The sequence below is a fragment of the Streptomyces iakyrus genome, assembly GCF_000717055.1.
Taxonomy (GTDB): Bacteria; Actinomycetota; Actinomycetes; order Streptomycetales; family Streptomycetaceae; genus Streptomyces; species Streptomyces iakyrus.
In genome coordinates, this window is the sequence record NZ_JNXI01000018.1 from 62317 (window position 1) to 86906 (window position 24590).

The window sequence follows — 24590 nt, forward strand, 5'->3', positions numbered from 1 at the left end:
TTCCGGGTTTATGGGGCTTTACGTACGGCGCGTGCTGGAAGTTTCCCGCAGGGCGGGGAATCGCTCCTAGGCGAATGCGACGTTGTAGATGCCTGCCGCGATGGCGCCGCCGATCAGCGGACCCACCACGGGGACCCAGGCGTAGCCCCAGTCGGAGCCGCCCTTGTTGGGCAGCGGCAGCAGGGCGTGCACGATGCGCGGTCCGAGGTCACGGGCCGGGTTGATCGCGTACCCCGTCGGGCCGCCGAGGGAGAGGCCGATGGACACCACGACGAGCGCGGTGACCAGGGCGCCCAGGGTGCCCAGGCCGTTGCCCTTGTCGTTCAGGCCCTGGGTGAGCACGGCGAGCACCAGCACGACCGTGCCGATGATCTCCGTCGCGACGTTCTGCCAGGCGACCCGGACCTCGGGGCCGGTGGAGAAGACGCCCAGCACGGGGCCCGCGCCCTTCTCCTGGGCCTCGACGGCCTTGACCGCGGTGTCCTGCGCACCCGGGCCGCCGACTATCTCGCGGTCGGTGAGGTGGGCGTGGAACTGACCGTAGTAAGCGACCCAGACCAGGGCCGCGCCGATCATGGCGCCGAGAACCTGTCCGGCGAAGTAGACCGGGACGTTCTTCCAGTCGCCGTCCTTGATGGCGATGGCCAGCGTCACGGCCGGGTTCAGATGGGCGCCGGAGAGCGGCGCCGAGGTGTAGACCGCCGTGAGCACCGCGAAGCCCCACCCGAAGGTGATGGCGAGCCAGCCGGCGTTACGAGCCTTGGAGGCCTTCAGCGTGACGGCGGCACAGACGCCGCCGCCGAGGAGGATGAGTATGGCGGTACCGATGGTCTCGCCGATGAAGATGTCGGAGCTGGACACCCGCGACTCCTTTGTCCTACGTCCAGGGAAGTTCGATACCGGCCTGGCGTTGTCACACTCTAGCGCGTATTGCCGGTAGCTGTTCGGCAATGTCGACCGATGGACGGGAGTCTTGCTTCGGCGTTACGAGCACGTCAAGGGCTGTGAACTCGAAAATCTGATCGTTACTGATCGCCGCGGTCCCGGTGATCTTCTCCGCAGGTGAGCGCGGACATGCCGAGGACCGGGACGCCGTACGGCGACCCGGTCCGCTCGTGTGCCCTCAGAACCGCCCGGCGCCCAGGTCCCGCGAGACCGCGCGGGCACAGTCCCGTACGGCCGCGATGAGCTCGGGACGCAGCGCCCGCTCGTCGTCGGACCGGCACAGCCGCTCCACGGCGCCGGTGATGCCGACCGCCCCGACCGGCATGCGCCGCCGGTCGTGGATGGGCGCGGCCAGGGAGGCGACGCCCTCCCACGTCTCCTCCACATCGGCCGCGTACCCGCGCGCGCGGGTCACGTCGAGGAGGTGCTCGAAGCCCTCCGGCTCGCACACTGTCCGGTCGGTGAACGCCTTGCGGTCGGCCTCCAGGGCCTCGCTGTGCGCCACCGGGTCGTAGGCGGACAGCACCTTGCCCAGGGCCGTGGAGTGCAGCGGCTGCATGGCCCCGATCTCCAGGACCTGCCGGCTGTCGTCGGGCCGGAAGACGTGGTGCACGATCAGTACGCCCTGCTGGTGCAGGACGCCGAGATAGACGCTCTCGCCGCTGGAGCGGGCCAGGTCGTCGGCCCAGACGAGGGCGCGCGCCCGCAGTTCGTGCACGTCCAGGTAGGTGGTGCCCAGACGCAGCAGTTCGGCGCCCAGCTGGTAGCGCCCGGAGGCGTCGTCCTGCTCCACGAAGCCCTCCTGCTGGAGGGTGCGCAGGATGCCGTGGGCGGTGCCCTTGGCCAGGCCCAGCGACGAGGCGATGTCCGACAGGCCGAGCCGCCGCTCGCCGCCCGCGAGCAGCCGCAGCATCGCGGCCGCCCGTTCGAGCGACTGGATGTTCCGTGCCATCGCCGTACTGCCTCCGTCCCCTTCGACCGCCGACAAGCGGCACCACAGCCCTCGTTCGGCAATGTCGAACACTACCGGTCGATGTCGACCTCTCGCTAATGGCAGGCCGCCATTTTTCAGCCACCGGCGGCCGATCCGTCACCCATCGGCCGATCCTGCACCACCGGCGTCCGGCCCGTGGACGCGCTGCCCATCCAAGCCCACTCCCGGTTACGCTGGCGCGGTGCGCCCATCCCGGATGCCCTCCGGCTGTCCGGGAAGCCGCAAAGCCGACAGCCGTCGCATCCGAGGGAGCCCTTTTCATGGCCTCGTTGCCGCCGACCCCTTCCGCAGACAGCCGGACCCGTGCGTCCGCGCTCCGAGAAGCCCTGGCCACCCGCGTGGTCGTGGCCGACGGAGCCATGGGCACCATGCTCCAGGCACAGGACCCCACCCTTGAGGACTTCGAGAATCTCGAGGGCTGCAACGAGATCCTCAACCTGACACGCCCGGACATCGTCCGTTCGGTCCACGCCGCCTACTTCGACGTCGGTGTCGACTGCGTGGAGACCAACACCTTCGGTGCCAACCTCACCGCCCTCGGCGAGTACGACATCCCCGAGCGTGTCACCGAACTGTCCGAGGCCGGTGCCCGGATCGCCCGCGAGGTGGCCGACGAGTTCACCCGCAGCACCGGGCAGCAGCGCTGGGTGCTCGGCTCGATGGGACCCGGCACCAAGCTGCCCACCCTCGGCCACACCACCTTCGGCGCCATCCGGGACGCCTACCAGCAGAACGCCGAGGGCCTGCTCGCCGGCGGCGCCGACGCGCTGCTCGTGGAGACCACGCAGGACCTGCTCCAGACCAAGGCCTCCGTCATCGCCGCCCGCCGGGCCATGGAGGCCACCGGCCACTCCGTGCCGCTGATCGTCTCGGTGACCGTCGAGACGACCGGCACCATGCTGCTCGGCTCCGAGATCGGCGCGGCCCTGACCGCGCTGGAGCCTCTCGGTATCGACATGATCGGCCTGAACTGCGCCACGGGCCCGGCCGAGATGAGCGAGCACCTGCGCTTCCTGTCCCGGCATTCGCGCATCCCGCTGTCCTGCATGCCCAACGCGGGCCTGCCCGTGCTGACCAAGGACGGCGCGCACTACCCGCTGACCGCGCCCGAGCTGGCCGAGGCGCAGGGCACGTTCGTCCGGGACTACGGCCTCTCCCTCGTCGGCGGCTGCTGCGGCACCACCCCCGAGCACCTGCGGCAGCTGGTCGAGCGCGTCCGGGACACCGCCCCCACCGAGCGCACCCCGCAGCCCGAGCCGGGCGCGGCCTCCCTGTACCAGTCGGTGCCGTTCCGGCAGGACACCTCCTACCTGGCCATCGGCGAGCGCACCAACGCCAACGGCTCGAAGAAGTTCCGCGAGGCCATGCTGGAGGGCCGCTGGGACGACTGCGTGGAGATGGCCCGCGACCAGATCCGCGAGGGCGCGCACATGCTCGACCTGTGCGTGGACTACGTCGGCCGCGACGGCGTCGCCGACATGGAGGAACTGGCCGGCCGCTTCGCCACCGCCTCCACCCTGCCCATCGTGCTGGACTCCACCGAGGTCGACGTCATCCGGGCCGGCCTGGAGAAGCTCGGCGGCCGCGCGGTGATCAACTCGGTGAACTACGAGGACGGCGACGGCCCCGAGTCCCGCTTCGCCAAGGTCACGGCCCTCGCCCAGGAGCACGGCGCCGCCCTCATCGCGCTCACCATCGACGAGGAGGGCCAGGCCCGCACCGCCGAGAAGAAGGTCGAGATCGCCGAACGGCTCATCGACGACCTGACCGGCAACTGGGGCATCCACGAGGAGGACATCCTCGTCGACTGCCTGACCTTCACCATCTGCACCGGCCAGGAGGAGTCCCGCAAGGACGGCATCGCCACCATCGAGGGCATCCGCGAGCTCAAGCGGCGCCACCCGAAGGTGCAGACCACGCTCGGCCTGTCCAACATCTCCTTCGGCCTCAACCCGGCCGCCCGCATCCTGCTCAACTCCGTCTTCCTCGACGAGTGCGTCAAGGCGGGCCTGGACTCGGCGATCGTGCACGCCAGCAAGATCCTGCCGATCGCCCGCTTCAGCGAGGAGGAGGTCCAGACGGCCCTGGACCTCATCCACGACCGCCGCGCCGAGGGCTACGACCCGCTGCAGAAGCTCATGCAGCTCTTCGAGGGCGCCACCGCCAAGTCCCTCAAGGCCGGCAAGGCCGAGGAACTGGCCGCCCTGCCGCTGGACGAGCGCCTCAAGCGCCGCATCATCGACGGCGAGCGCAACGGCCTCGAAGCGGACCTCGACGAGGCCCTCCAGGAGCGGCCCGCGCTCGACATCGTCAACGAGACCCTGCTGGACGGCATGAAGGTCGTCGGCGAGCTCTTCGGCTCCGGCCAGATGCAGCTGCCGTTCGTCCTGCAGTCCGCCGAGGTCATGAAGACGGCCGTCGCCCACCTCGAACCGCACATGGAGAAGACCGACGAGGCAGGCAAGGGCACCATCGTCCTGGCCACCGTGCGCGGCGACGTGCACGACATCGGCAAGAACCTCGTCGACATCATCCTGTCCAACAACGGCTACAACGTCGTCAACCTCGGCATCAAGCAGCCGGTCTCCGCGATCCTGGAAGCCGCCGAGGAGCACAAGGCCGACGTCATCGGCATGTCCGGTCTCCTGGTGAAGTCCACCGTGATCATGAAGGAGAACCTGGAGGAGCTGAACCAGCGCGGCCTGGCCTCCGGCTACCCGGTCATCCTCGGCGGCGCCGCCCTCACCCGCGCCTACGTCGAGCAGGACCTGCACGAGATCTACCAGGGAGAGGTCCGCTACGCCCGCGACGCCTTCGAGGGCCTGCGCCTGATGGACGCCCTCATCGGCGTCAAGCGGGGCGTGCCCGGCGCGAAGCTGCCCGAGCTCAAGCAGCGCCGGGTCAGGGCGACGGCCCCGGCCGCGACGGAGGAGCGCCCCGAGGAGGGGCACGTCCGCTCCGACGTCGCCACCGACAACCCCGTGCCCACCCCGCCCTTCCGCGGCACCCGCGTGATCAAGGGCATCCAGCTCAAGGAGTACGCGAGCTGGCTCGACGAAGGCGCCCTGTTCAAGGGCCAGTGGGGCCTGAAGCAGGCCCGCACCGGCGAGGGCCCGTCCTACGAGGAGCTCGTCGAAAGCGAGGGCAGGCCCCGGCTGCGCGGCCTGCTGGACCGGCTCCAGACGGAGAACATGCTGGAGGCGGCCGTGGTCTACGGCTACTTCCCGTGCGTCTCCAAGGACGACGACCTGATCATCCTCGACGAGCAGGGCAACGAGCGCACCCGCTTCACCTTCCCGCGCCAGCGCCGGGGCCGGCGCCTGTGCCTGGCCGACTTCTTCCGCCCGGAGGAGTCCGGCGAGACCGACGTCGTCGGCCTCCAGGTCGTCACCGTCGGCTCGCGCATCGGCGAGGAGACCGCGCGGCTCTTCGAGGCCAACGCCTACCGGGACTACCTCGAACTGCACGGGCTGTCCGTGCAGCTGGCCGAGGCGCTCGCCGAGTACTGGCACGCGCGCGTGCGCTCCGAACTCGGCTTCGCCGGCGAGGACCCCGACGAGATGCAGGGCATGTTCGAGCTGAAGTACCGGGGCGCCCGCTTCTCCCTCGGCTACGGTGCCTGTCCCGATCTGGAGGACCGGGCCAAGATCGCCGCCCTGCTCGAACCGGAGCGCATCGGCGTCGAACTGTCCGAGGAGTTCCAGCTGCACCCCGAGCAGTCCACGGACGCCATCGTGATCCACCACCCGGAGGCCAAGTACTTCAACGCCCGCTGAGCCTCCCACCGGGCACAGGGGCCAAAAGAAGCGTTTCGTCCGCGCACGACGTAGACTGGTCGGTCCACCGCAGGCCGGTTCCCCTTGTGGGAACCGGCCTGAACGTCCCTCAAGGAGGTACGTGGATGACCAGTACGGTCCCCGCGCTCGGCACCCTTACGGCCGAAGGCTCAGCTCTGCAAGCAGTGCTGCTCGACATGGACGGCACTCTGGTGGACACCGAGGGCTTCTGGTGGGACGTCGAGGTCGAGGTCTTCGCCTCCCTCGGCCACACCCTCGACGAGTCCTGGCGGCATGTCGTGGTCGGCGGCCCCATGACCCGCAGCGCGGGGTTCCTCATCGAGGCCACCGGCGCCGACATCCCCCTCGACGAACTCACCGTGCTCCTGAACGACGGCTTCGAGGCCCGCATCGACCGCGCCCTGCCGCTGATGCCGGGCGCAGGCCGGCTGCTCGCCGAGCTCTACGAGTACGAGATCCCCACCGCCCTGGTCTCCGCCTCCCACCGGCGCATCATCGACCGGGTGCTGGCGTCACTGGGCGCCCACCACTTCAGCCTGACGGTGGCCGGTGACGAGGTGCCGCGCACCAAGCCCCACCCCGACCCGTACCTCGCCGCCGCCGCGGGACTCGGCGCGGACCCGTCCCGCTGCGCCGTCATCGAGGACACCGCCACCGGCGTCGCCGCCGCCGAGGCCGCCGGCTGCCAGGTCGTGGCCGTGCCGTCCGTGGCCCCCATCGCCCCGGCCCTGCGCCGCACGGTCGTCACCTCCCTCGAAGAGGTCGACCTGACATTTCTGCACGGGCTGATGACGGAAATGCGCTAGGCGTTCACCCAGCGTGCAGCGGCGTTAGGGCGGGAATTCCGAAGGCGAATTCGAACCCCTCCCTGTGATCGAATTCCCGTGCCACCGAACCCGTTTACGCGTGTGACGTTCCCCACGCGAACCGGGGTCGACAGCCGATCCGGCATGTGCTGCGCACCCCCTCCGGGGGGCCGCTGACGTGCCCTTGTGTCCCGATTGGTGGAACGCTGCACCAAAGCTTCCGCTGTCGGGTTTTCGGTGTGTCCACGCCCGGTTCCGTAGCGTGATGGGTGCTCAACTCCGGTGGCTGCGAACCCTCCTGCCGGTCCGGACTAATCTCGATGCGAGAACATCGCCCCACCTCCGTGATCCGCTGCGCCACCCCTGCATGCCGGGTACACGGAGTCGACAGCTCTGGAGAAACTCGAGCATGAACCGCAAGACTTTGGTGCTGCCGGCCGTGATCGGCCTGCTCGCGCCGGTGCTCGCCGCCTGCGGCGGGTCCGACAGCGGGAGCGGCGACAGCGGCGCGATCGTCGTCGGCACCACGGACCGGTTCACCGCCTCGAAGGACGCTCCCGCGCCCCTCGACCCGGCGTACGCCTACGACGTCGGCACCTGGAACATCCTGCGCCAGACCGTGCAGACCCTGATGATCCAGCCGCGCGGCGAGGGCGAGCCGGTACCGGAGGCCGCCGAGCGCTGCGGCTTCACCGACACCGGCAACGAGCGTTATGCCTGCACCCTGCGCGACGGCCTGAAGTTCGCCGACGGCAACGCTGTCACCGCGGCCGACGTGAAGTACTCCATCGACCGCGCCCGCTCGCTCAAGGCCGACAGCGGGGTGTTCGCGCTGCTGTCCACCATCGACACTGTCGAGACGCAGGGCGACCGCGAGGTCATCTTCCACCTCAAGACCGCCGACGCGACCTTCCCGTACAAGCTGTCGACCCCCGTCGCCGGCATCGTCGACCCCGACGACTACCCGAAGAACAAGCTGCGCGACGGCTTCGACCTGGAGGGCTCCGGCCCGTACACCCTCAAGGCCGACGTCGAGGACGGCGAGCTGGTCAAGGCCGAGTTCACCAAGAACCCCGACTACAAGGGGGCCCTCGAGGTGAACAACGACAAGGTCGACATGGTCTCGTACAAGGACGCCGACGCCATGGGCAAGGCCCTGGACGAGGGCGACATCGACCTGATGACCCGCACCATGTCGCCCGACCAGATCCGCGAGCTCTCGGGCGACGCGGACACCGACGTCGACCTCGTCGAGATGCCCGGCCTGGAAATCCGCTACCTGGGCTTCAACACCGACGCCCCGACGGTGAAGTCCAAGGCCGTACGCCAGGCGATGGCCCAGGTCGTCAACCGCAGCGCGCTGGTCTCCAAGGTCTACGGCTCCCAGGCCGAGCCGCTGTACTCGCTGGTCCCGGCCAGCGTCACCGGCCACTCCAACTCGTTCTTCAACAAGTACGGGGAGCCGAACGTCACCAAGGCCCGCTCCCTGCTCAACCAGGCCAACATCAGCACCCCGGTGAAGCTCACGCTGCACTACACGACCGACCACTACGGCCCGGCCACCAAGAAGGAGTTCGAGGTCCTGCGCGACCAGCTGAACTCCAGCGGCCTGTTCGACGTCGGCATCAAGGGCACCCCGTGGGACACGTTCCGCCCGGCCGAGAAGAAGGGCGAGTACGACGTGTACGGCATGGGCTGGTTCCCGGACTTCCCGGACGCCGACAACTTCCTCGCGCCGTTCCTCGACGCCGACAACACGCTCGGCTCGCCGTACGACAACAGCCGGATCCGCAACACCCTGATCCCGGAGTCCCGCCGCGAGGCGGACCGGCTGTCCGCCGCCTCCAGCCTGACGGACATTCAGGACATCGTCGCCGGTGACGTGCCGGTGCTGCCGCTGTGGCAGGGCAAGCAGTACGTCGCCGCGCGCGACGACATCACGGGTACCGCCTACGCGCTCAACTCCGCCTCGACGCTCCAGCTCTGGGAGCTCGGGCGGGGCGTGAGCGGCTGACGGACCCGCTGGATCCCCGGGGCCCCTGACCGCGGCCCCGGGGAGCCGTGCCCCGGAGCCAGGGAGACGCTCCGGGAGTTCTCGAGAACCGACGACAAGGCACACACGTGAACATACGCAACCAGTGGCCGGTCCTGCCCATCGTGGCGGGCCTCGCCTCCGGACTGCTGACCGGCTGTGGAACGGAGAGCGGAGACTCCGCGGGGGACGGCTCCAACGTGGTGGTGGGGATGTCCGACGACGTCCTGGCCACCGACCCGGCCTCCGGCTACGACCCCGGCTCCTGGCTGTTGTTCAACAACGTCTTCCAGTCCCTGCTCAGCTTCCCCAAGGGCGCGACGGAACCGCAGCCCGAGGCCGCCGAGAGCTGCGCGTTCACCGACACGCAGACCACGGTCTACAAGTGCACGCTGAAGGACGGGCTCAAGTTCAGCAACGGTGACGAGCTCACCTCCGAGGACGTCAAGTTCTCCTTCGACCGCATGCTGAAGATCAACGACCCCGACGGGCCCGCGATCATGTTCCCCATGCTCGACAAGGTCGAGACCCCGGACGCGAAGACGGTCGTCTTCCGCCTCAACACGGCCGACGCCACCTTCCCGAGCAAGATCGCCTCCGGCGCCGGCTCCATCGTCGACCACACCCAGTACGACGCCGACGGCCTCCGCAAGGACGGCGAGGCGGTCGGGTCCGGCCCCTACCAGCTCGACTCGTTCGACGACGGGCAGGCGGTCTTCTCCGTCAACGAGAACTACAAGGGCACCGCCAAGGTGAACAACACCGGCGTGACGCTCAAGTTCTTCGACGGCGACCAGACCGCCCTGAAGCAGGCCATCCAGAACGGGGACGTCGACATCGCCTACCGCGGTCTCACCGCAGGCGACATCGCCGACACCGAGAAGGCGGACGACGGCACCGGCGTCGAGGTCGTCGAGGGCAGCAGCGCCGAGGTCCAGCACCTGGTGTTCAACATGGACGACCCGGTCGCCGGAAAGCTCGGCGTCCGCAAGGCCATCGCCCACCTGCTCGACCGCGAAGCCCTCATCAAGAACGTCTACCAGGGCACCGCGACCCCGCTGTACTCGATCATCCCGGCCGGCATCGCGGGCCACAACACGGCCTTCTTCGACACCTACGGCGCCCGCCCCTCCCGCTCCAAGGCCCAGGCCGCGCTGCGCGAGGACGGCATCACCGGCAAGGTGAAGCTGACCCTCTGGTCGACCCCCTCCCGGTACGGTCCCGCCACCGACCAGGAACTGAACGCCATCGCCGGCCAGCTCAACGCCAGCGGCCTGTTCGACGCGAGCGTCAAGAGCGTCCCGTTCGGCCAGTACGAGAAGGACATCGCCGCCGGCAAGTACGGCGTGTACGTGAAGGGCTGGGTGCCGGACTACCCGGACGCCGACAACTTCACGGCCCCCTTCTTCGGCAAGGGCAACGTGCTGAACAACAACTACGACAACGGCACGATCACCGGCTCGCTCATCCCGCGCACCGCCGCCCTGACCAACCGGGCCTCCACCGACAAGGAGTTCGGCGAGCTGCAGGACATCGTCGCCGACGAACTCCCCGTCCTGCCGGTCTGGCAGGCCAAGCAGTACGCGGTCGTCCGCGACGGCGTCTACGGCCTGGAGTACTGCCTCGACGCGTCGACGGTCTTCCGCTTCTGGGAGCTCAGCAAGGACGCCTGACGCTCAGGTACACGAGAAGGGCGCCCCCCGTTTCGGCGGGGGGCGCCCTTCTCGCGTACGTGCTCCGTGTCGCTACTGCCCGCCGGGACGCACCAGCCCGCTCTCGTACGCGTACACCGCGGCCTGCACCCGGTCACGCAGACCCAGCTTCGTCAGCACATGCCCGACGTGCGTCTTGACCGTGGTCTCACTGACGAAGAGATCGGCGGCGATCTCCGCGTTGGACAGCCCGCGCGCCACCAGCTTCAGCACCTCCACCTCGCGGTCGGTGAGCGTGTGCAGCGTGTCCGGCACCGGCTCGTCCCCCGACGGCAGATGCGTGGCGTACTTGTCGAGCAGCCGTCGGGTGATGCTCGGCGCGAGCATGGCCTCGCCCCCGGCGACGACCCGGATGGCCTGCACCAGCTCGTTGGCCGGCGCGTCCTTGAGCAGGAACCCGCTGGCGCCGGCGCGCAGCGCCTCCACCACGTACTCGTCGAGGTCGAAGGTGGTCAGCACCAGGACCTTCGCCGGGCCGTCCCGCCCGGGCCCGGTGATCTGCCGGGTCGCCTCCACACCGTCCATCCGCGGCATGCGGATGTCCATCAGAACCACATCGGGCTGTAGCGCACGCACCTGGTCGAGTGCCTGCAGTCCGTCACCGGCCTCCCCGACGACCGCGATGTCCTGCTCCGCTTCCAGAATCATCCGGAAGCCGGTGCGCAGCAGCGGCTGGTCGTCGACCAGTAGGACGCGGATGGCCACGTGAGTCTCCTTCGCTAGTCCGGCCCCATTCTGCCCTGCACGGGCCCGCCGGACTCAGCCGCCCTCACCCGGCGCCGCCTGCACCGGCAGGGGATACGGCGGGGGAGTGCCGCCGAACTCCGGGCAGTGGGCCTGGTGGTCGCACCAGCCGCACAGCTTCGTGGGGCGCGGCCGCCAGTCGCCCGTCTCGGTCGCCAGCCGGATCGCCTCCCACAGCGCCAGCAGCTTGCGCTCGACCCGCTCCAGATCGGCGAGGACCGGGTCGTAGGTCAGCACCTGACCACTGCCGAGATAGACCAGCTGGAGCCGCCGGGGGACCACGTTCTTCAGCCGCCACACCACCAGGGCGTAGAACTTCATCTGGAACAGGGCGCCCTCGGAGTACTCCGGCCTGGGTGCCTTCCCCGTTTTGTAGTCGACGATCCGGACCTCGCCCGTGGGGGCCACGTCGACCCGGTCGATGATGCCGCGCAGCCGCAGCCCGGACTCCAGCTCCGCCTCGACGAACAGCTCCCGCTCGGCCGGCTCCAGACGACTGGGGTCCTCCAGGGTGAACCAGCGCTCGACGAGCTGCTCCGCCTCGCCCAGCCAGCGCGCCATCCGCTCGCCCTGCGGATCGTCGGCGAACAGCTCCACGACCTCCGGCCGGCTCTCGCGCAGCCGGTCCCACTGGCCCGGGATCAGCGACTTCGCCCGGGGCGGCGTGCGCTCGGCGGCCGGGGCGTCGAAGAGCCGCTCCAGGACCGCGTGCACCAGCGTGCCCCTCGTCGCCGCCTCGCTCGGCTTCTCCGGCAGCCGGTCGATGACCCGGAAGCGGTAGAGCAGCGGGCACTGCATGAAGTCACTGGCACGTGAGGGGGACAGCGAGGCGGGCGGTATGGCGGCGGAGCCGGTCACGAGGTCGCTCACGGCGGCGGTCTCGGCCGCTGCCTCCGCCACCGTCCGCGCCTCTGCCGCCGTGTCCGCTGCCGTCTCCGCGGGCCCCGCCGGGAGCGGCGGATCCGCCGCCGCGGCAAGCCTGCTCCCGGACGCCGCCGCGTCCTCGCTGCTCGTCTCCATGCCCCAGACCATACGGCCCGCCACTGACAGTGACCCAGCCGCGTTCGTGAGGGAAGCCGGGAGGCGGGGTCGACGTACGGGAAACACAGGGGTGCCGGGGCGGAACGCACCTCGACGGCCGCATACCATCGACTCGAGACCCTCCCGTCCGGCACGGCACGGGAGACGCTTCGACGAGGGGACACCGGTGGACGAGAGCGGCGGGCGCGGGCAGCCGCGGTCCGGCAACGACGAGTCGGCCGAGCCCCACGAGGGGCTTCCGCCCCGGGCCACCGACCCGGCCCCCGCCGACGAACAGCCCGCGGACGAGCACGGTCCCGCTTCGGCGCGGCCCGCCCGGGGACCAGAGCCGGCCGTCCCGGCAGCGCCCGCCGCCACCCCGGGGAACGACTCGGCCCCGCCCCGGCCCACCGCCGCCGACGCTGCGCCGGACCCGCGGACTGCGGACCCCGCACCCGCCGGCGCCGACGCGCCGGCTCCCGCCGCGGGCGCCGGCGACGAAGCACCGGAGGCCGGCCCGGACGCGGCACCGGCCCGCGCCGCCGCCGAAACACCACGACCGACACCGGCCCCCGCCGGGGGCGAGGATGACGGTTCGCCGGAAACCGGCCCGCGCCCCGACCGAGCCCCCGCCGCCAGCCCATACACGGCACCGGCCCGCGCCGAGGGCGCCGGTGATGATGCACCGGAAGCCCGCCCGCACCGCGACGGCCCGCACACGGCACCCGCCCGCGCCGAGGGCAGAAGTGACGGTTCGCCGCAAACCGGCACGCACCCGGACCGCACCCATGCCGACGGTCCGCGCGCGGTGGCCGGTGATGCCGGCGTGGCGTCGGCACCGTCGGCCCCCGCCCAGGGCGACGGTGGCAGTTCGCCGGAGGCGGGTGCGTACCCGGACCGCGCCCACGTCGACGGTCCGCGCGCGGTGGCCGGTGATGCCGGCGTGGCTTCGCCGTCGTCGGCCCCCGCCCAGGGCGCAGGTGGCGGTTCGCCGGAGGCGGATGCGCACCCGGACCGCGCCTACGCGGGCGACCAGCACGCGGCACCCGCCGCCGGTCGGCCCCAGGCGGACCGACACGCCGCACCGGCAGCCGGTCGGCCCCAGGCGGACCGACACGCCGCACCGGCAGCCGGTCGGCCCGCGGCGGACCCGCTGCGCAAGGCCCCGGCCCCGGGCCACGCGCCGGACGCCGGTGACGCGCATCGCCGGGAGCAGCCCTCCGCCCCCGGCCCGCTTCCCGGTCACCCGAGCCACCGGCCCGACACCCCCGTCCACGCCCACGGCGACCGGCCCCTGGCCCACTCCGCCGACGGCAAGGGCCCCGCCCCCCAGCGTCCGGAGCCCCGGGGCGGACTGCTCATGGGGCGGCCCTTCGGCGTGCCCGTGTACGTCGCGCCGAGCTGGTTCCTCGTCGCCGCGCTGATCACCTGGGTGTTCGGCGGCCAACTGGAGCGCGTACTGCCCGAGCTCGGGGCCGCCCGCTACCTGGTCTCCCTCTTCTTCGCGGTCGCCTTCTACGCCTCCGTACTCGTCCACGAGCTGGCCCACACGGTCGCCGCCCTCCGCTTCAAGCTCCCGGTCCGCCGCATCCAGCTCCAGTTCTTCGGCGGTGTCTCCGAGATCGAGAAGGAGGCCGAGACCCCCGGCCGGGAGTTCGTCCTGGCCTTCGTCGGGCCCCTGCTCTCCCTCGTCCTCGCCGGCGCCTTCTACGCCGCCGCGCAGACCGTGGAACCCGGCACCGTCCCCGGCGTCCTGCTCGCGGGCCTGATGATCTCCAACCTCATCGTGGCCGCGTTCAACCTCCTGCCCGGCCTGCCCCTCGACGGCGGCCGCATGCTGCGCGCCGTCGTCTGGAAGATCACCGGCAAGCCGATGACGGGCACCGTCGCCGCCGCCTGGGTCGGCCGTGCCCTGGCCGTCTCCGTGCTCATCGGACTACCCCTGCTGACCCAGTCCGGCGCCCTCGGCACCGACGCCGCCGACAACGTCGGCATGGACACCGTCCTGGACGCCCTGCTCGCCGCGATCCTCGCCGCGATCATCTGGACCGGCGCGGGCAACAGCCTGCGCATGGCGCGCCTGCGCGAGCACCTCCCCGAGCTGCGCGCCCGGGCCCTCACCCGCCGCGCGGTCCCCGTCGAATCCGACACTCCGCTCTCGGAGGCCCTGCGCCGCGCCAACGCCGCAGGAGCCCGCGCCCTGGTCGTCGTCGACGCCGACGGACAGCCCCTCTCCCTCGTCCGCGAGGCCGCCATCGTGGGCGTGCCCGAGCACCGCCGCCCCTGGGTCGCCGTCAGCGGCCTCGCCCAGGACCTCACGGACGGCATGCGCGTCTCCGCGGAACTGTCCGGCGAGGAACTCCTGGACGCCCTGCGCGCCACCCCGGCCACCGAGTACCTGGTGGTGGAGGAGACCGGCGAGATCTACGGTGTCCTGTCGGCGGCCGACGTGGAGCGCGCCTTCGTGAAGGCGATGGCGAGGCCGTCCTAGGCTCCGGCGCCCGAGTGGTCGGTGGCCCTCTCCGGGGCCGGTAGGCTGGTCACATGTCCGAACCGACCGGTGCCGCCCGCAGGCGCGGGCCCTTCAAGGTCGGGGACCAGGTTCAGCTGACCGACCCCAAGGGCCGCCACTACACGTTCACGCTCGAGGCCGGGAAGAACTTCCACACCCACAAGGGTTCCTTCCCCCACGACGAACTGATCGGCGCTCCCGAGGGCAGCGTTGTCCGTACCACGGGAAACGTCGCCTACCTCGCGCTGCGCCCCCTGCTCCCCGACTACGTCCTGTCCATGCCCCGCGGCGCCGCCGTGGTCTACCCCAAGGATGCGGGGCAGATCCTCGCCTTCGCCGACATCTTCCCCGGCGCGCGCGTCGTGGAAGCGGGCGTCGGCTCCGGCTCGCTCAGCAGCTTCCTGCTGCGGGCGATCGGCGACCAGGGCATGCTGCACAGCTACGAGCGCCGGGCGGACTTCGCCGAAATCGCCCAGGCGAACGTGGAGCGCTACTTCGGCGGCCCGCACCCCGCCTGGCAGCTCACCGTCGGCGACCTCCAGGACAACCTGTCCGACGCCGACGTCGACCGCGTCATCCTCGACATGCTCGCCCCCTGGGAGTGCCTGGAGGCCGTCTCCAAGGCGCTCGTCCCCGGCGGCATCCTGTGCTGCTACGTGGCGACCACCACCCAGCTCGCCCGGACCGTCGAGTCCATCCGCGAGATCGGCTGCTTCAACGAGCCGAGCGCCTGGGAGTCGATGATCCGCAACTGGCACATCGAGGGCCTGGCCGTCCGCCCGGACCACCGGATGATCGGCCACACCGGCTTCCTGCTCACCGCCCGCCGCCTCGCCGACGGCGTCGAGCCGCCCATGCGCCGCCGCCGCCCCGCCAAGGGCGCCTACGGCGAGGACTACGCTGGCCCCAACGCCGACGGCGGCTCCGGCCGCTGAGGCAGCCCCTCACCGCATCCAACGCACCGGCGCCGTGCCGGAGTTCCCGGACCCGTACCGAACTCCGCCACGGCGCCGCCGCGTTGCCGCCTCGGGTGAATCCCGCCGGAACACCGTTGACCTGCCACGAAGCCCGCGGCGGCCGGGCCCCGCCGCAGCAGGGGCCGTGGCCGCACGGGCCCGCTGACACAGCGGCAGGAACCGTAACCCTTGTGACTTCCCCGGCGGACGACGTACACACCCCGCCGTTCCCTCGCGGTGTGACGTGTGGCACCATGCTGGCCACCCCACCGGCACAGCCTCAGGAGACCCTCCTAGTGCAGTCTTCCGCCGTCCCGGAGCTCGCCCACACCCACACCCGCCCCATCCACTGGCTCGCCACCGCGACCGCCGTCGCGGGCGTCGTGGCCTTCTCCTCGGTCCTGCAGCCCGGCGCGGCGACGGCGGCCCAGCCGGCCGCCCCGCAGACCAAGAGCGCTCCCGCGCACACGACTCCGCCCGACCCGGCCGCGGTGACGTTCCCCATCGAGTGCGGCCCGGTGAAGGCCGTCGTGAAGAAGCGGGCTTCCGGAGACCTCGACGGCGACGGCCGGCCCGAGACGGTGGCCGTCGTCCACTGCGACTCTCCGATGGGCACCCCGCCCGACGGCGTGTACGTCCTCACGCGCGGCGCCGACGGCGGCAAGCCGCGCGTCGTAGCGACCCTGCTGGACCCCGAGGACGGCACCACCGTCACCGACTTCGCCGTATCCGACGGCGCCGTCACGGCCACGCTCCTCGGCTACTCGTCGGCCGACGTGCCGCGTTGCTGCCCCGACGTGAAGAGCGACGCGAAATGGCGTTGGCAGAACGGCTCGTTCGTCCGTTCCGCCCCCGCCGGAGCCCGCAGCGTGTGAGGCATCTGCGACGGCGCGTGTGAGATATCAGACAGTAGTAACGGAACGTAGAGAAGTGGTCACTCCGCGTCCGGCCCGTAGACCTCGGCCCTGTCCGAAACCCGACGCACGTGAATGCACTCCCCCGGACACTCCTTCGCGGAGTCGATCACGTCCGTGAGGAGCGGCAGCGGAACGGGCGTTGTCGCGCCCTTGTCCTGGAGCAACTCGTCCGCGGCGCTCTTCACATAGGCCAGACCGTCGATGTCCAGCTCGAACACCTCGGGCGCGTACTGGGCGCAGATGCCGTCGCCGGTACACAGGTCCTGGTCGATCCAGACCTCCAGCTCCGCACCGTCGGCCCCGGCAACCTGCTGCACGCTCATCTCTCCTGCCGTTTCTCCGCCGAGCCGCATCGGGAATCCGGCCAGCTCCGGCGGGTGTTGAACAGTTCGACCCTACCTCCGGCTGGGTTCCAATCATGTTCGCTGGGTATTCCCCTGGCGTGAGGGAGAGCGCAAGGGTGAAGATCGGACACACCCCGACCGTCTTTGTGATCTAGGGGTTTCAATCGACACCCGCCCAGGTAGGGTCTGGAAGCGTCCAGCTCCCCTTGGAGGAGGTGAGGACCGTGGCAGCCCACGACGACGACATGAACCGCGGCATCCGCCCGGGACGCGGGTCCGACGACCCGGCCGGGCAGATTGCCTACCTTGAGCAGGAGATCGCCGTCCTGCGACGCAAGCTCGCCGACTCTCCGCGACACACGAGGATTCTCGAAGAGCGGATCGTCGAGCTGCAGACCAATCTGGCCGGCGTGTCCGCGCAGAACGAGCGACTGGCCAACACGCTCCGTGAGGCCCGTGACCAGATCGTGGCCCTCAAGGAGGAAGTCGACCGGCTCGCCCAGCCGCCGGCCGGCTTCGGTGTCTTCCTCGCGGCCAACGAGGACGGCACCGCCGACATCTTCACCGGCGGCCGCAAGCTCCGGGTGAACGTCAGCCCCAGCGTCGAGCTCGACGAGCTCCGGCGCGGCCAGGAACTGATGCTGAACGAAGCGCTCAACGTGGTCGAGGCCATGGAGTTCGAGCGCGTCGGCGACATCGTCACCCTCAAGGAGATCCTCGAGGACGGCGAGCGGGCCCTGGTGCTCGGGCACACCGACGAGGAGCGGGTGGTGCGGCTCGCCGAGCCGCTGCTGGACGTCACCATCCGCCCCGGCGACGCCCTGCTCCTGGAGCCCCGCTCCGGATACGTCTACGAGGTCGTCCCCAAGAGCGAGGTCGAGGAACTCGTCCTCGAAGAGGTCCCCGACATCGGCTACGAGCAGATCGGCGGTCTCGGAGGCCAGATCGAGGCCATCCGCGACGCGGTCGAGCTGCCGTACCTCTACCCGGACCTGTTCAAGGAGCACGAGCTGCGCCCGCCCAAGGGTGTCCTGCTCTACGGGCCTCCCGGATGCGGTAAGACGCTCATCGCCAAGGCCGTCGCCAACTCGCTGGCCAAGAAGGTCGCCGAGGTCACCGGCCAGGCCGCCGGCAAGAGCTTCTTCCTCAACATCAAGGGCCCCGAGCTCCTGAACAAGTACGTCGGCGAGACCGAGCGGCAGATCCGCCTGGTCTTCCAGCGTGCTCGTGAGAAGGCCAGCGAGGGCACCCCCGTCATCGTCTTCTTCGACGAGATGGAGTCCCTCTTCCGCACCCGCGGCTCCGGTGTCAGCTCGGACGTGGAGAACACCATCGTCCCGCAGCTGCTCGCCGAGATCGACGGTGTGGAGGGCCTGCAGAACGTGGTCGTGATCGGTGCCTCCAACCGTGAGGACATGATCGACCCCGCCATCCTGCGGCCCGGCCGTCTGGACGTGAAGATCAAGATCGAGCGTCCCGACGCCGAGGCGGCGAAGGACATCTTCGGCAAGTACCTCACCGAGCGCCTCCCGCTGCACTCCGACGACCTCGGTGAGCACGGCGGCAGCAAGGCCACCACCGTCCAGAGCATGATCCAGACGGCCGTGGAACACATGTACACCGAGTCCGAGGAGAACCGCTTCCTGGAGGTCACCTACGCCAACGGTGACAAGGAAGTCCTCTACTTCAAGGACTTCAACTCCGGCGCCATGATCGAGAACATCGTCGGCCGCGCCAAGAAGATGGCGATCAAGGACTTCCTCGAGAAGAACCAGAAGGGCCTCCGCGTCTCCCACCTCCTCCAGGCCTGCGTGGACGAGTTCAAGGAGAACGAGGACCTGCCGAACACCACCAACCCGGACGACTGGGCCCGGATCTCCGGAAAGAAGGGCGAGCGGATCGTGTACATCCGCACCCTCATCACCGGAAAGCAGGGCTCGGACACCGGACGCTCCATCGACACGGTGGCGAACACCGGTCAGTACCTGTAAAAGGCAGGGCGGCTGCGGGTGCCCTCGGCGGGTACCCGCAGCCGACTGTTTTACAGGCCACGGCTGGAGCAACGCAATGACGCAAATGATCTCCCCACCAGCGCAAAGGCGTTCTAGGCTCTTGCGTACCGCCGAGTCGCGCAGTGCGGGGACGGGCACCGCACACGCAACCGAGCGCCAGCGGTATCTGAGTGGCGCCCACGACCGAGGGTGCCGCCGGGCAAGGAGGGCCGCATGACCGTACGGCGAGTAATGGGCATCGAGACGGAGTACGGGATCTCCGTCCCCGGCCACCCCAACGCCAATGCCATGCTCACCTCGTCCCAGATCGTGAACGCCTACGCGGCGGCGATGCACCGGGCCCGCCGGGCCCGATGGGACTTCGAGGAGGAGAACCCGCTGCGGGACGCGCGAGGCTTCGACCTCGCCCGCGAGGCCGCCGACTCCAGCCAGCTCACCGACGAGGACATCGGCCTGGCCAACGTGATCCTCACCAACGGTGCACGGCTCTACGTCGACCACGCACACCCCGAGTACAGCTCCCCCGAGGTGACCAACCCCCGGGACGCCGTCCTCTGGGACAAGGCCGGCGAGCGGATCATGGCCGAGGCGGCGGAGCGGGCCGCGCAGCTCCCCGGTGCCCAGCCGATCCACCTGTACAAGAACAACACCGACAACAAGGGCGCGTCCTACGGCACGCACGAGAACTACCTGATGAAGCGGGAGACCCCCTTCTCGGACATCGTGCGCCACCTGACTCCGTTCTTCGTCTCACGTCAGGTCTTCGCCGGAGCGGGCCGCGTCGGCATCGGCCAGGACGGGCACGAGCACGGCTTCCAGCTCAGCCAGCGGGCCGACTACTTCGAGGTCGAGGTCGGCCTGGAGACGACGCTCAAGCGCCCGATCATCAACACCCGCGACGAGCCGCACGCGGACGCCGAGAAGTACCGGCGCCTGCACGTGATCATCGGCGACGCGAACCTGTCGGAGATCTCGACCTACCTCAAGCTGGGCACGACCTCGCTGGTGCTGTCGATGATCGAGGACGGTTTCATCGCCGTCGACCTGGCCGTCGACCAGCCCGTCCGCACCCTCCACCAGGTCTCGCACGACCCCTCCCTGAAGCGCCTGGTCACGCTCCGCAGCGGCCGCACGCTCACGGCGGTCCAGTTGCAGATGGAGTACTACGAGCTGGCGCGCAAGTACGTGGAGGAGCGGTTCGGGGCCGACGCCGACGACCAGACCAAGGACGTCCTGTCCCGCTGGGAGGACACCCTCACCCGTCTGGAGCACGACCCGATGAGCCTGGCCGGAGAGCTGGACTGGGTCGCCAAGCGGGAGCTCATGGAGGGCTACCGGCGCCGGGACAGCCTCGACTGGGACGCGGCGCGGCTGCACCTGGTCGACCTCCAGTACGCCGACGTGCGGCCCGAGAAGGGCCTGTACAACCGTCTGGTGGCCCGCGGGCGCATGAAGCGGCTGCTGACCGACGCGGACGTGGAGCGGGCCCGTACGGTGCCGCCGGAGGACACCCGGGCGTACTTCCGCGGCCGCTGCCTGGAGCAGTACGCCGATGACGTCGCGGCGGCCTCCTGGGACTCGGTGATCTTCGATCTGCCGGGCCGGGACTCGCTGCAGCGCGTCCCAACCCTGGAACCGCTTCGCGGAACGCGTAATCACGTCAAGGAGCTCCTGGACCGCTGCCGCACCGCGGAAGACCTGGTCAGGGTCCTGTCGGGCGGGTGAACCCGATGAGCGGGTACTCGTCCGTAACCAGCCGGACAGGGTGGAAAGTCCCTGGTCCGGGAATCATCGAGGTGGCCCCCGTACGTTGGAGCAACTGCGGGGCCATTGTCAGACCCGGCGAGTAGGGTCTGATCTTGACCGAGCAACTGTGTCGGGCGAACCGAGCGGGGTGAGGGATATGGCGACCAAGGACACCGGCGGCGGACAGCAGAAGGCCACCCGGTCCACCGAGGAGGTCGAGGAGCAGGCGCAGGACGCGCAGGCTTCGGAGGACCTCAAGGAGCGTCAGGAGAAGCTGAGCGACGACGTGGACTCGGTCCTCGACGAAATCGATGATGTGCTCGAAGAAAATGCCGAGGACTTCGTGCGCTCCTTCGTTCAGAAGGGTGGAGAGTGATTCCACCTTCGATTCGAAGGTTGGCGGGGGAGTTGGGGTGTTCGCCAGTGAAAGCGTGAAGCGCTGCTCGCGGTGCAAGCAGGACAAGCCGCGAGCAGCCTTCGCGAGCAACAAGGCGGTGAGGGACGGTCTCCAGGCGTACTGCCGCGAGTGCTCCGCGGCGTACTACCGGCAGCGCCAGGACGCCCGAGGCAGGAAGCCCCGACCGAGGGTGGCCGCGCCCGATGGGCACAAGTACTGCCAACGCTGCCGGGAGATCAAGCCGCACGCCGAGTGGGATCGCAACAGAACGGCTTCCGATGGCCTTTCGACGGCCTGCAAGGCATGCCGAGCAGTCGAGGGACGGGCGCGTCACCTGAAGCGCCACTACGGCCTCACCGAAGCCGAGCGGGACGACATGGTCGCCTCCCAGATGGGGCTCTGCATCATCTGCCTAAAAGCCCCGGCCGCCCATGTGGATCACTGCCACAAGACGGGTAGGGTCCGTGGCGTACTGTGCTTCAACTGCAATTCGGCCATCGGCAAGTTGGGAGACGATCCCGACGCCGTCCGCCGGGCCGCCGCTTACTTGGAAGGAATCGCGTGGAAGCCAACACTCGTAGCACCGGGCGTCTACCAGCTGCCTTCCTGACGCCAGGGTCTTCCTCCTTCATGGACTTCCTCTCCGAGCACCAGCCGGAGATCCTGCCCGGCAACCGGCAACTGCCGCCCACCCAGGGCGTGATCGAGGCCCCGCACGGGACCACGATCGTCGCCGTGACGTTCCCCGGAGGTGTGGTCCTCGCCGGTGACCGGCGGGCCACCATGGGCAACGTCATCGCACAGCGGGACATCGAGAAGGTCTTCCCGGCCGACGAGTACTCGGCGGTGGGCATCGCCGGCACGGCGGGGCTGGCCGTGGAGATGGTGAAGCTGTTCCAGCTGGAGCTGGAGCACTTCGAGAAGGTCGAGGGCGCGCAGCTGTCCCTGGAGGGCAAGGCGAACCGGCTGTCGACGATGATCCGCTCCAACCTCGGCATGGCCATGCAGGGCCTGGCCGTGGTGCCGCTGTTCGCCGGGTACGACGTGGACCGCGGCAAGGGGCGCATCTTCTCCTACGACGTCACGGGCGGCCGCTCCGAGGAGCACAACTACGCGGCCACCGGTTCCGGGTCGATCTTCGCGCGCGGCGCCATGAAGAAGCTCTTCCGGGACGACCTCAGCGAGGCCGAGGCCACGACGCTCGTGGTCCAGGCGCTCTACGACGCGGCAGACGACGACTCGGCGACCGGTGGTCCCGATGTCGCCCGCCGGATCTATCCCATCATCACCGTGATCACCGACGACGGCTTCCGCCGGCTCACCGAGACCGAGGCGTCCGAGATCGCACGCTCGATCCTGGAGCGGCGGCTGGAGCAGCCCGACGGGCCGCGGGCCGCGCTGCTGTAGCGGCGATCGTCTTCGTGAGGGTGGTCCAGTGAACCGACGGAATCTTCAAGAGAGGGATGGATAACCGGTGTCGACGCCGTTCTATGTCTCACCCCAGCAGGCCATGGCCGACCGGGCGGAGTACGCCCGCAAGGGCATCGCCCGTGGTCGCAGTCTGGTCGTGCTGCAGTTCGCCGACGGCATCGTGTTCGTCGGCGAGAACCCGTCCCGTGCGCTGCACAAGTTCAGCGAGATCTACGACCGGATCGGCTTCGCGGCCGCCGGCAAGTACAACGAGTACGAGAATCTGCGGATCGGCGGGGTGCGCTACGCCGACCTGCGCGGTTACACCTACGACCGTGACGACGTGACGGCCCGGGGTCTGGCGAACGTCTATGCCCAGACGCTGGGCACGATCTTCTCCAGCGCGGCGGAGAAGCCGTACGAGGTGGAGCTGGTCGTCGCCGAGGTCGGGGAGACGCCCGAGGGCGACCAGATCTACCGGCTGCCGCACGACGGTTCCATCGTGGACGAGCACGGCTCGGTGGCGGTGGGCGGCAACGCCGAGCAGATCAGCAGCTATCTGGACCAGCGCCACCAGGAGGGCATGACGCTCGCGGAGGCGCTGAAGCTGGCGGTGCAGGCGCTGTCGCGGGACACCAACGGCAGCGAGCGGGAGATCCCCGCGGAGCGGCTGGAGGTCGCGGTGCTGGACCGCACGCGTCCGCAGAAGCGCAAGTTCAAGCGGATCAGTGGGCGGCAGCTGTCGCGGCTGCTCGATGCGGGGGCCGCCGGCGGTGACGCGGAGGGGGCGTCGGAGGACGCCGAGTAGTTCTTACGTGGTGTGACGCGCCCTGGCCGGCGGTTTTGTGGCCGGGGCGCGTCGCTGTGTGCGGGGGTGCGGGTGGCTTCGCCTTCCGCCGGGTGGTGGGTCGGGGCCGCGCCGGGGGGTGTCCGTCCTCGGAACGGCGCGATGGACCCACTTACCGACTGTCGGGCGTTGACGCGCCAACCGCTGCGGGCGGACACCCCCCGACACGACCCCTTGCGTCGTACGGCGGCCCCCGCTGCGGGCATGCGTGCCGCTGAGGGCGGCACGGGTGGGCGCAGCGGCACCCCGCCACGCCGGGTCGCGGACCCACCCGGCCTCAGCACCGACGCAGCGGCACAGTCAACGAGGCGGTGCCGTAGAGCTTCGTACCACCAGCTGGACGGGGATGTCCCCGCTCTCGGGCTCGCGGCCCTCCAGGACCGCCAGGAGGGCCCCCATGCCCCGCTCACCGAACAGCTCCGCGTCCAGGCGGACCGTCGTCAGTTCCGGGTCGATGGCCGTGGCCAGGGCCAGATCGTCCAGGCCGGTGACCGACAGGTCGTCGGGGATTCGCAGTCCCAGTCGGCGGGCCGCCTTGTACGTGCCGGCCGCGAGCTGGTCGTCGTCGCAGATCACGGCGGTGGGGCGAGCACCGGGAGCCGCGAGCGCCGCTGCGGCGGCGGCCACCGCGCCCTCGATGGAGATCGGGGAGCGGGCCGTGCGGATCGACGTGCTCGGTACCTCCGACAGCCTCGCCGCCAGCTCCCGGGCGCGGGCCTCGAAGGTCCACGAGGGGACGTCAGCCGCCAGGTGGAGGAAGCGGCGGTGGCCCAGGGAGAGCAGGTGCTCCGCCGCCTGGCGGACGCCGTCGGCGATGTCCAGGTTGACCGTCGCGGCCCCGAGGCTGCCGTCCGGGTCGCTGTCCAGCATCACCAGCGGCAGCGCCTCGCCGCGGATCGCGGTCAGCGCGTCCGCGGCCATGGAGGAGGCGATCACGCCGTCCAGCGCGGCCTGCGCGGAGGCGAAGGGGTCACGGGCGGGGCCGATGCCCTCGGGGGAGGGGTAGAGGACCACGCCGAAGCCGTGCTCGGCGGCGATGCGGGCGGCGCCCGTGTAGACGCCCGCGAAGAACTCGGTGGTGAGGGCCGGGACGACCAGGAGGACCGTGCGGGTGCGGCCCAGGCGCAGGTTGCGGGCGGCCAGGTTCGGGCGGTAGCCCAGGTCGCGGGCGGCCTCGCGGACGCGCTCCGCCGTGGCCTCCGAGACGCGGCCGCGCCACTTGTCGCCGAGGACCAGGGACACGGCCGCCTGGGAGACGCCGGCGGCCTGGGCGACGTCCCGGCTCGTGGGGCGTGTGCTGGCTCGTACCACCGTCGGCCTGCTCCTTCGTCTGGACCCGCGAACAGCGGCCATGGTACGTATGGAGTCCGACGTTATACGTAAAACCTTAGGGCGGGAC

19 protein-coding genes are annotated in these 24590 nt (G+C 70.2%); 13 read left to right on the forward strand and 6 right to left on the reverse strand.

All coding sequences use genetic code 11. From position 1 onward, the window contains the following. Positions 1-66 precede the first annotated feature (66 nt). Positions 67-861 (reverse strand): MIP/aquaporin family protein, encoded by a 795-nt coding sequence (locus OO68_RS27670; protein ID WP_033311888.1) that lies wholly within the window; start codon positions 859-861, stop codon positions 67-69. Positions 862-1123: 262 nt separating this feature from the next. Then, a complete protein-coding gene (locus OO68_RS27675) occupies positions 1124-1897 on the reverse strand; it encodes an IclR family transcriptional regulator (RefSeq protein WP_033311889.1) in 774 nt (257 codons plus the stop codon). A 302-nt stretch (positions 1898-2199) separates the two neighbouring features. Here OO68_RS27675 and metH point away from each other — a divergent pair, with 302 nt between their 5' ends. The 4 genes from metH to OO68_RS27695 all read left to right on the forward strand — a co-directional run bounded on the left by metH (position 2200) and on the right by OO68_RS27695 (position 10247). Further along, positions 2200-5715, forward strand: coding sequence for a methionine synthase (metH, locus tag OO68_RS27680; RefSeq protein WP_033311890.1), 3516 nt, complete (start codon positions 2200-2202; stop codon positions 5713-5715). A gap of 125 nt (positions 5716-5840) precedes the next feature. After that, entirely contained in the window at positions 5841-6542 is a 702-nt protein-coding gene (locus tag OO68_RS27685) for an HAD family hydrolase (RefSeq protein WP_033311891.1), read from the forward strand. A gap of 409 nt (positions 6543-6951) precedes the next feature. Next, positions 6952-8556, forward strand: coding sequence for an ABC transporter substrate-binding protein (locus OO68_RS27690; protein ID WP_033311892.1), 1605 nt, complete (start codon positions 6952-6954; stop codon positions 8554-8556). 107 nt (positions 8557-8663) lie between these two features. Next, positions 8664-10247: an ABC transporter substrate-binding protein gene (locus tag OO68_RS27695; protein WP_033311893.1), complete on the forward strand. Its 1584-nt coding sequence runs from the start codon at positions 8664-8666 to the stop codon at positions 10245-10247. Positions 10248-10319: 72 nt separating this feature from the next. Here the strand turns inward: OO68_RS27695 and OO68_RS27700 are convergent, their stop codons facing one another. Together OO68_RS27700 and OO68_RS27705 are read right to left on the reverse strand one after the other, a co-directional pair. Continuing rightward, positions 10320-10991: a response regulator gene (locus OO68_RS27700; protein ID WP_033311894.1), complete on the reverse strand. Its 672-nt coding sequence runs from the start codon at positions 10989-10991 to the stop codon at positions 10320-10322. Positions 10992-11045: 54 nt separating this feature from the next. Next, positions 11046-12050 (reverse strand): RecB family exonuclease, encoded by a 1005-nt coding sequence (locus OO68_RS27705; RefSeq protein ID WP_078625488.1) that lies wholly within the window; start codon positions 12048-12050, stop codon positions 11046-11048. 187 nt (positions 12051-12237) lie between these two features. Here OO68_RS27705 and OO68_RS43500 point away from each other — a divergent pair, with 187 nt between their 5' ends. The 3 genes from OO68_RS43500 to OO68_RS27720 all read left to right on the forward strand — a co-directional run bounded on the left by OO68_RS43500 (position 12238) and on the right by OO68_RS27720 (position 16393). After that, positions 12238-14541, forward strand: a complete 2304-nt coding sequence (locus tag OO68_RS43500) for a site-2 protease family protein (RefSeq protein WP_033311896.1) — start codon at positions 12238-12240, stop codon at positions 14539-14541. Between the two features lie 53 nt (positions 14542-14594). Then, positions 14595-15497, forward strand: coding sequence for a tRNA (adenine-N1)-methyltransferase (locus OO68_RS27715; protein WP_033311897.1), 903 nt, complete (start codon positions 14595-14597; stop codon positions 15495-15497). A gap of 317 nt (positions 15498-15814) precedes the next feature. Further along, positions 15815-16393 carry a hypothetical protein gene (locus tag OO68_RS27720; RefSeq protein WP_033311898.1) on the forward strand — a complete coding sequence of 193 codons (579 nt, stop codon included), beginning with the start codon at positions 15815-15817 and terminating at the stop codon, positions 16391-16393. Positions 16394-16452: 59 nt separating this feature from the next. Here the strand turns inward: OO68_RS27720 and OO68_RS27725 are convergent, their stop codons facing one another. Then, complete coding sequence (locus OO68_RS27725; RefSeq protein WP_033311899.1) at positions 16453-16758, reverse strand: ferredoxin; 306 nt, start codon at positions 16756-16758, stop codon at positions 16453-16455. 245 nt (positions 16759-17003) lie between these two features. Between OO68_RS27725 and arc the strand changes: the two genes are divergently transcribed. From arc to prcA, 6 genes are all read left to right on the forward strand, one after another. Further along, positions 17004-18770, forward strand: coding sequence for a proteasome ATPase (gene arc / locus OO68_RS27730; RefSeq protein ID WP_033311900.1), 1767 nt, complete (start codon positions 17004-17006; stop codon positions 18768-18770). Positions 18771-19004: 234 nt separating this feature from the next. After that, positions 19005-20516, forward strand: a complete 1512-nt coding sequence (gene dop / locus OO68_RS27735) for a depupylase/deamidase Dop (RefSeq protein ID WP_342449673.1) — start codon at positions 19005-19007, stop codon at positions 20514-20516. A 178-nt stretch (positions 20517-20694) separates the two neighbouring features. Beyond that, positions 20695-20913: a ubiquitin-like protein Pup gene (locus tag OO68_RS27740; RefSeq protein WP_011027899.1), complete on the forward strand. Its 219-nt coding sequence runs from the start codon at positions 20695-20697 to the stop codon at positions 20911-20913. A 37-nt stretch (positions 20914-20950) separates the two neighbouring features. Beyond that, the gene (locus OO68_RS44435) at positions 20951-21544 is read left to right on the forward strand and encodes an endonuclease VII domain-containing protein (protein WP_245237188.1); all 594 of its coding nucleotides are present in this window, start codon (positions 20951-20953) and stop codon (positions 21542-21544) included. Beyond that, a complete protein-coding gene (gene prcB / locus OO68_RS27750) occupies positions 21496-22341 on the forward strand; it encodes a proteasome subunit beta (protein WP_033311902.1) in 846 nt (281 codons plus the stop codon). The genes OO68_RS44435 and prcB overlap by 49 nt, the downstream gene beginning before the upstream one ends. 67 nt (positions 22342-22408) lie before the next feature. Further along, a complete protein-coding gene (gene prcA / locus OO68_RS27755) occupies positions 22409-23152 on the forward strand; it encodes a proteasome subunit alpha (RefSeq protein WP_033311903.1) in 744 nt (247 codons plus the stop codon). A 339-nt stretch (positions 23153-23491) separates the two neighbouring features. On the opposite strand, the gene OO68_RS27760 is transcribed toward prcA, so the two are convergent. Beyond that, the gene (locus tag OO68_RS27760) at positions 23492-24544 is read right to left on the reverse strand and encodes a LacI family DNA-binding transcriptional regulator (protein ID WP_106974433.1); all 1053 of its coding nucleotides are present in this window, start codon (positions 24542-24544) and stop codon (positions 23492-23494) included. Positions 24545-24590: the final 46 nt, after the last annotated feature.

Bases quoted from the DNA above. Each gene is read 5' to 3' on its own strand.
- OO68_RS27675 (WP_033311889.1), bottom strand. From the start codon at position 1,897: ATGGCACGGAACATCCAGTCGCTCGAACGGGCGGCCGCGATGCTGCGG.
- metH (WP_033311890.1), top strand. From the start codon at position 2,200: ATGGCCTCGTTGCCGCCGACCCCTTCCGCAGACAGCCGGACCCGTGCG.
- OO68_RS27685 (WP_033311891.1), top strand. From the start codon at position 5,841: ATGACCAGTACGGTCCCCGCGCTCGGCACCCTTACGGCCGAAGGCTCA.
- OO68_RS27690 (WP_033311892.1), top strand. From the start codon at position 6,952: ATGAACCGCAAGACTTTGGTGCTGCCGGCCGTGATCGGCCTGCTCGCG.
- OO68_RS27705 (WP_078625488.1), bottom strand. From the start codon at position 12,050: ATGGAGACGAGCAGCGAGGACGCGGCGGCGTCCGGGAGCAGGCTTGCC.
- OO68_RS27715 (WP_033311897.1), top strand. From the start codon at position 14,595: ATGTCCGAACCGACCGGTGCCGCCCGCAGGCGCGGGCCCTTCAAGGTC.
- OO68_RS27725 (WP_033311899.1), bottom strand. From the start codon at position 16,758: ATGAGCGTGCAGCAGGTTGCCGGGGCCGACGGTGCGGAGCTGGAGGTC.
- dop (WP_342449673.1), top strand. From the start codon at position 19,005: ATGACCGTACGGCGAGTAATGGGCATCGAGACGGAGTACGGGATCTCC.
- OO68_RS27740 (WP_011027899.1), top strand. From the start codon at position 20,695: ATGGCGACCAAGGACACCGGCGGCGGACAGCAGAAGGCCACCCGGTCC.
- OO68_RS27760 (WP_106974433.1), bottom strand. From the start codon at position 24,544: ATGGCCGCTGTTCGCGGGTCCAGACGAAGGAGCAGGCCGACGGTGGTA.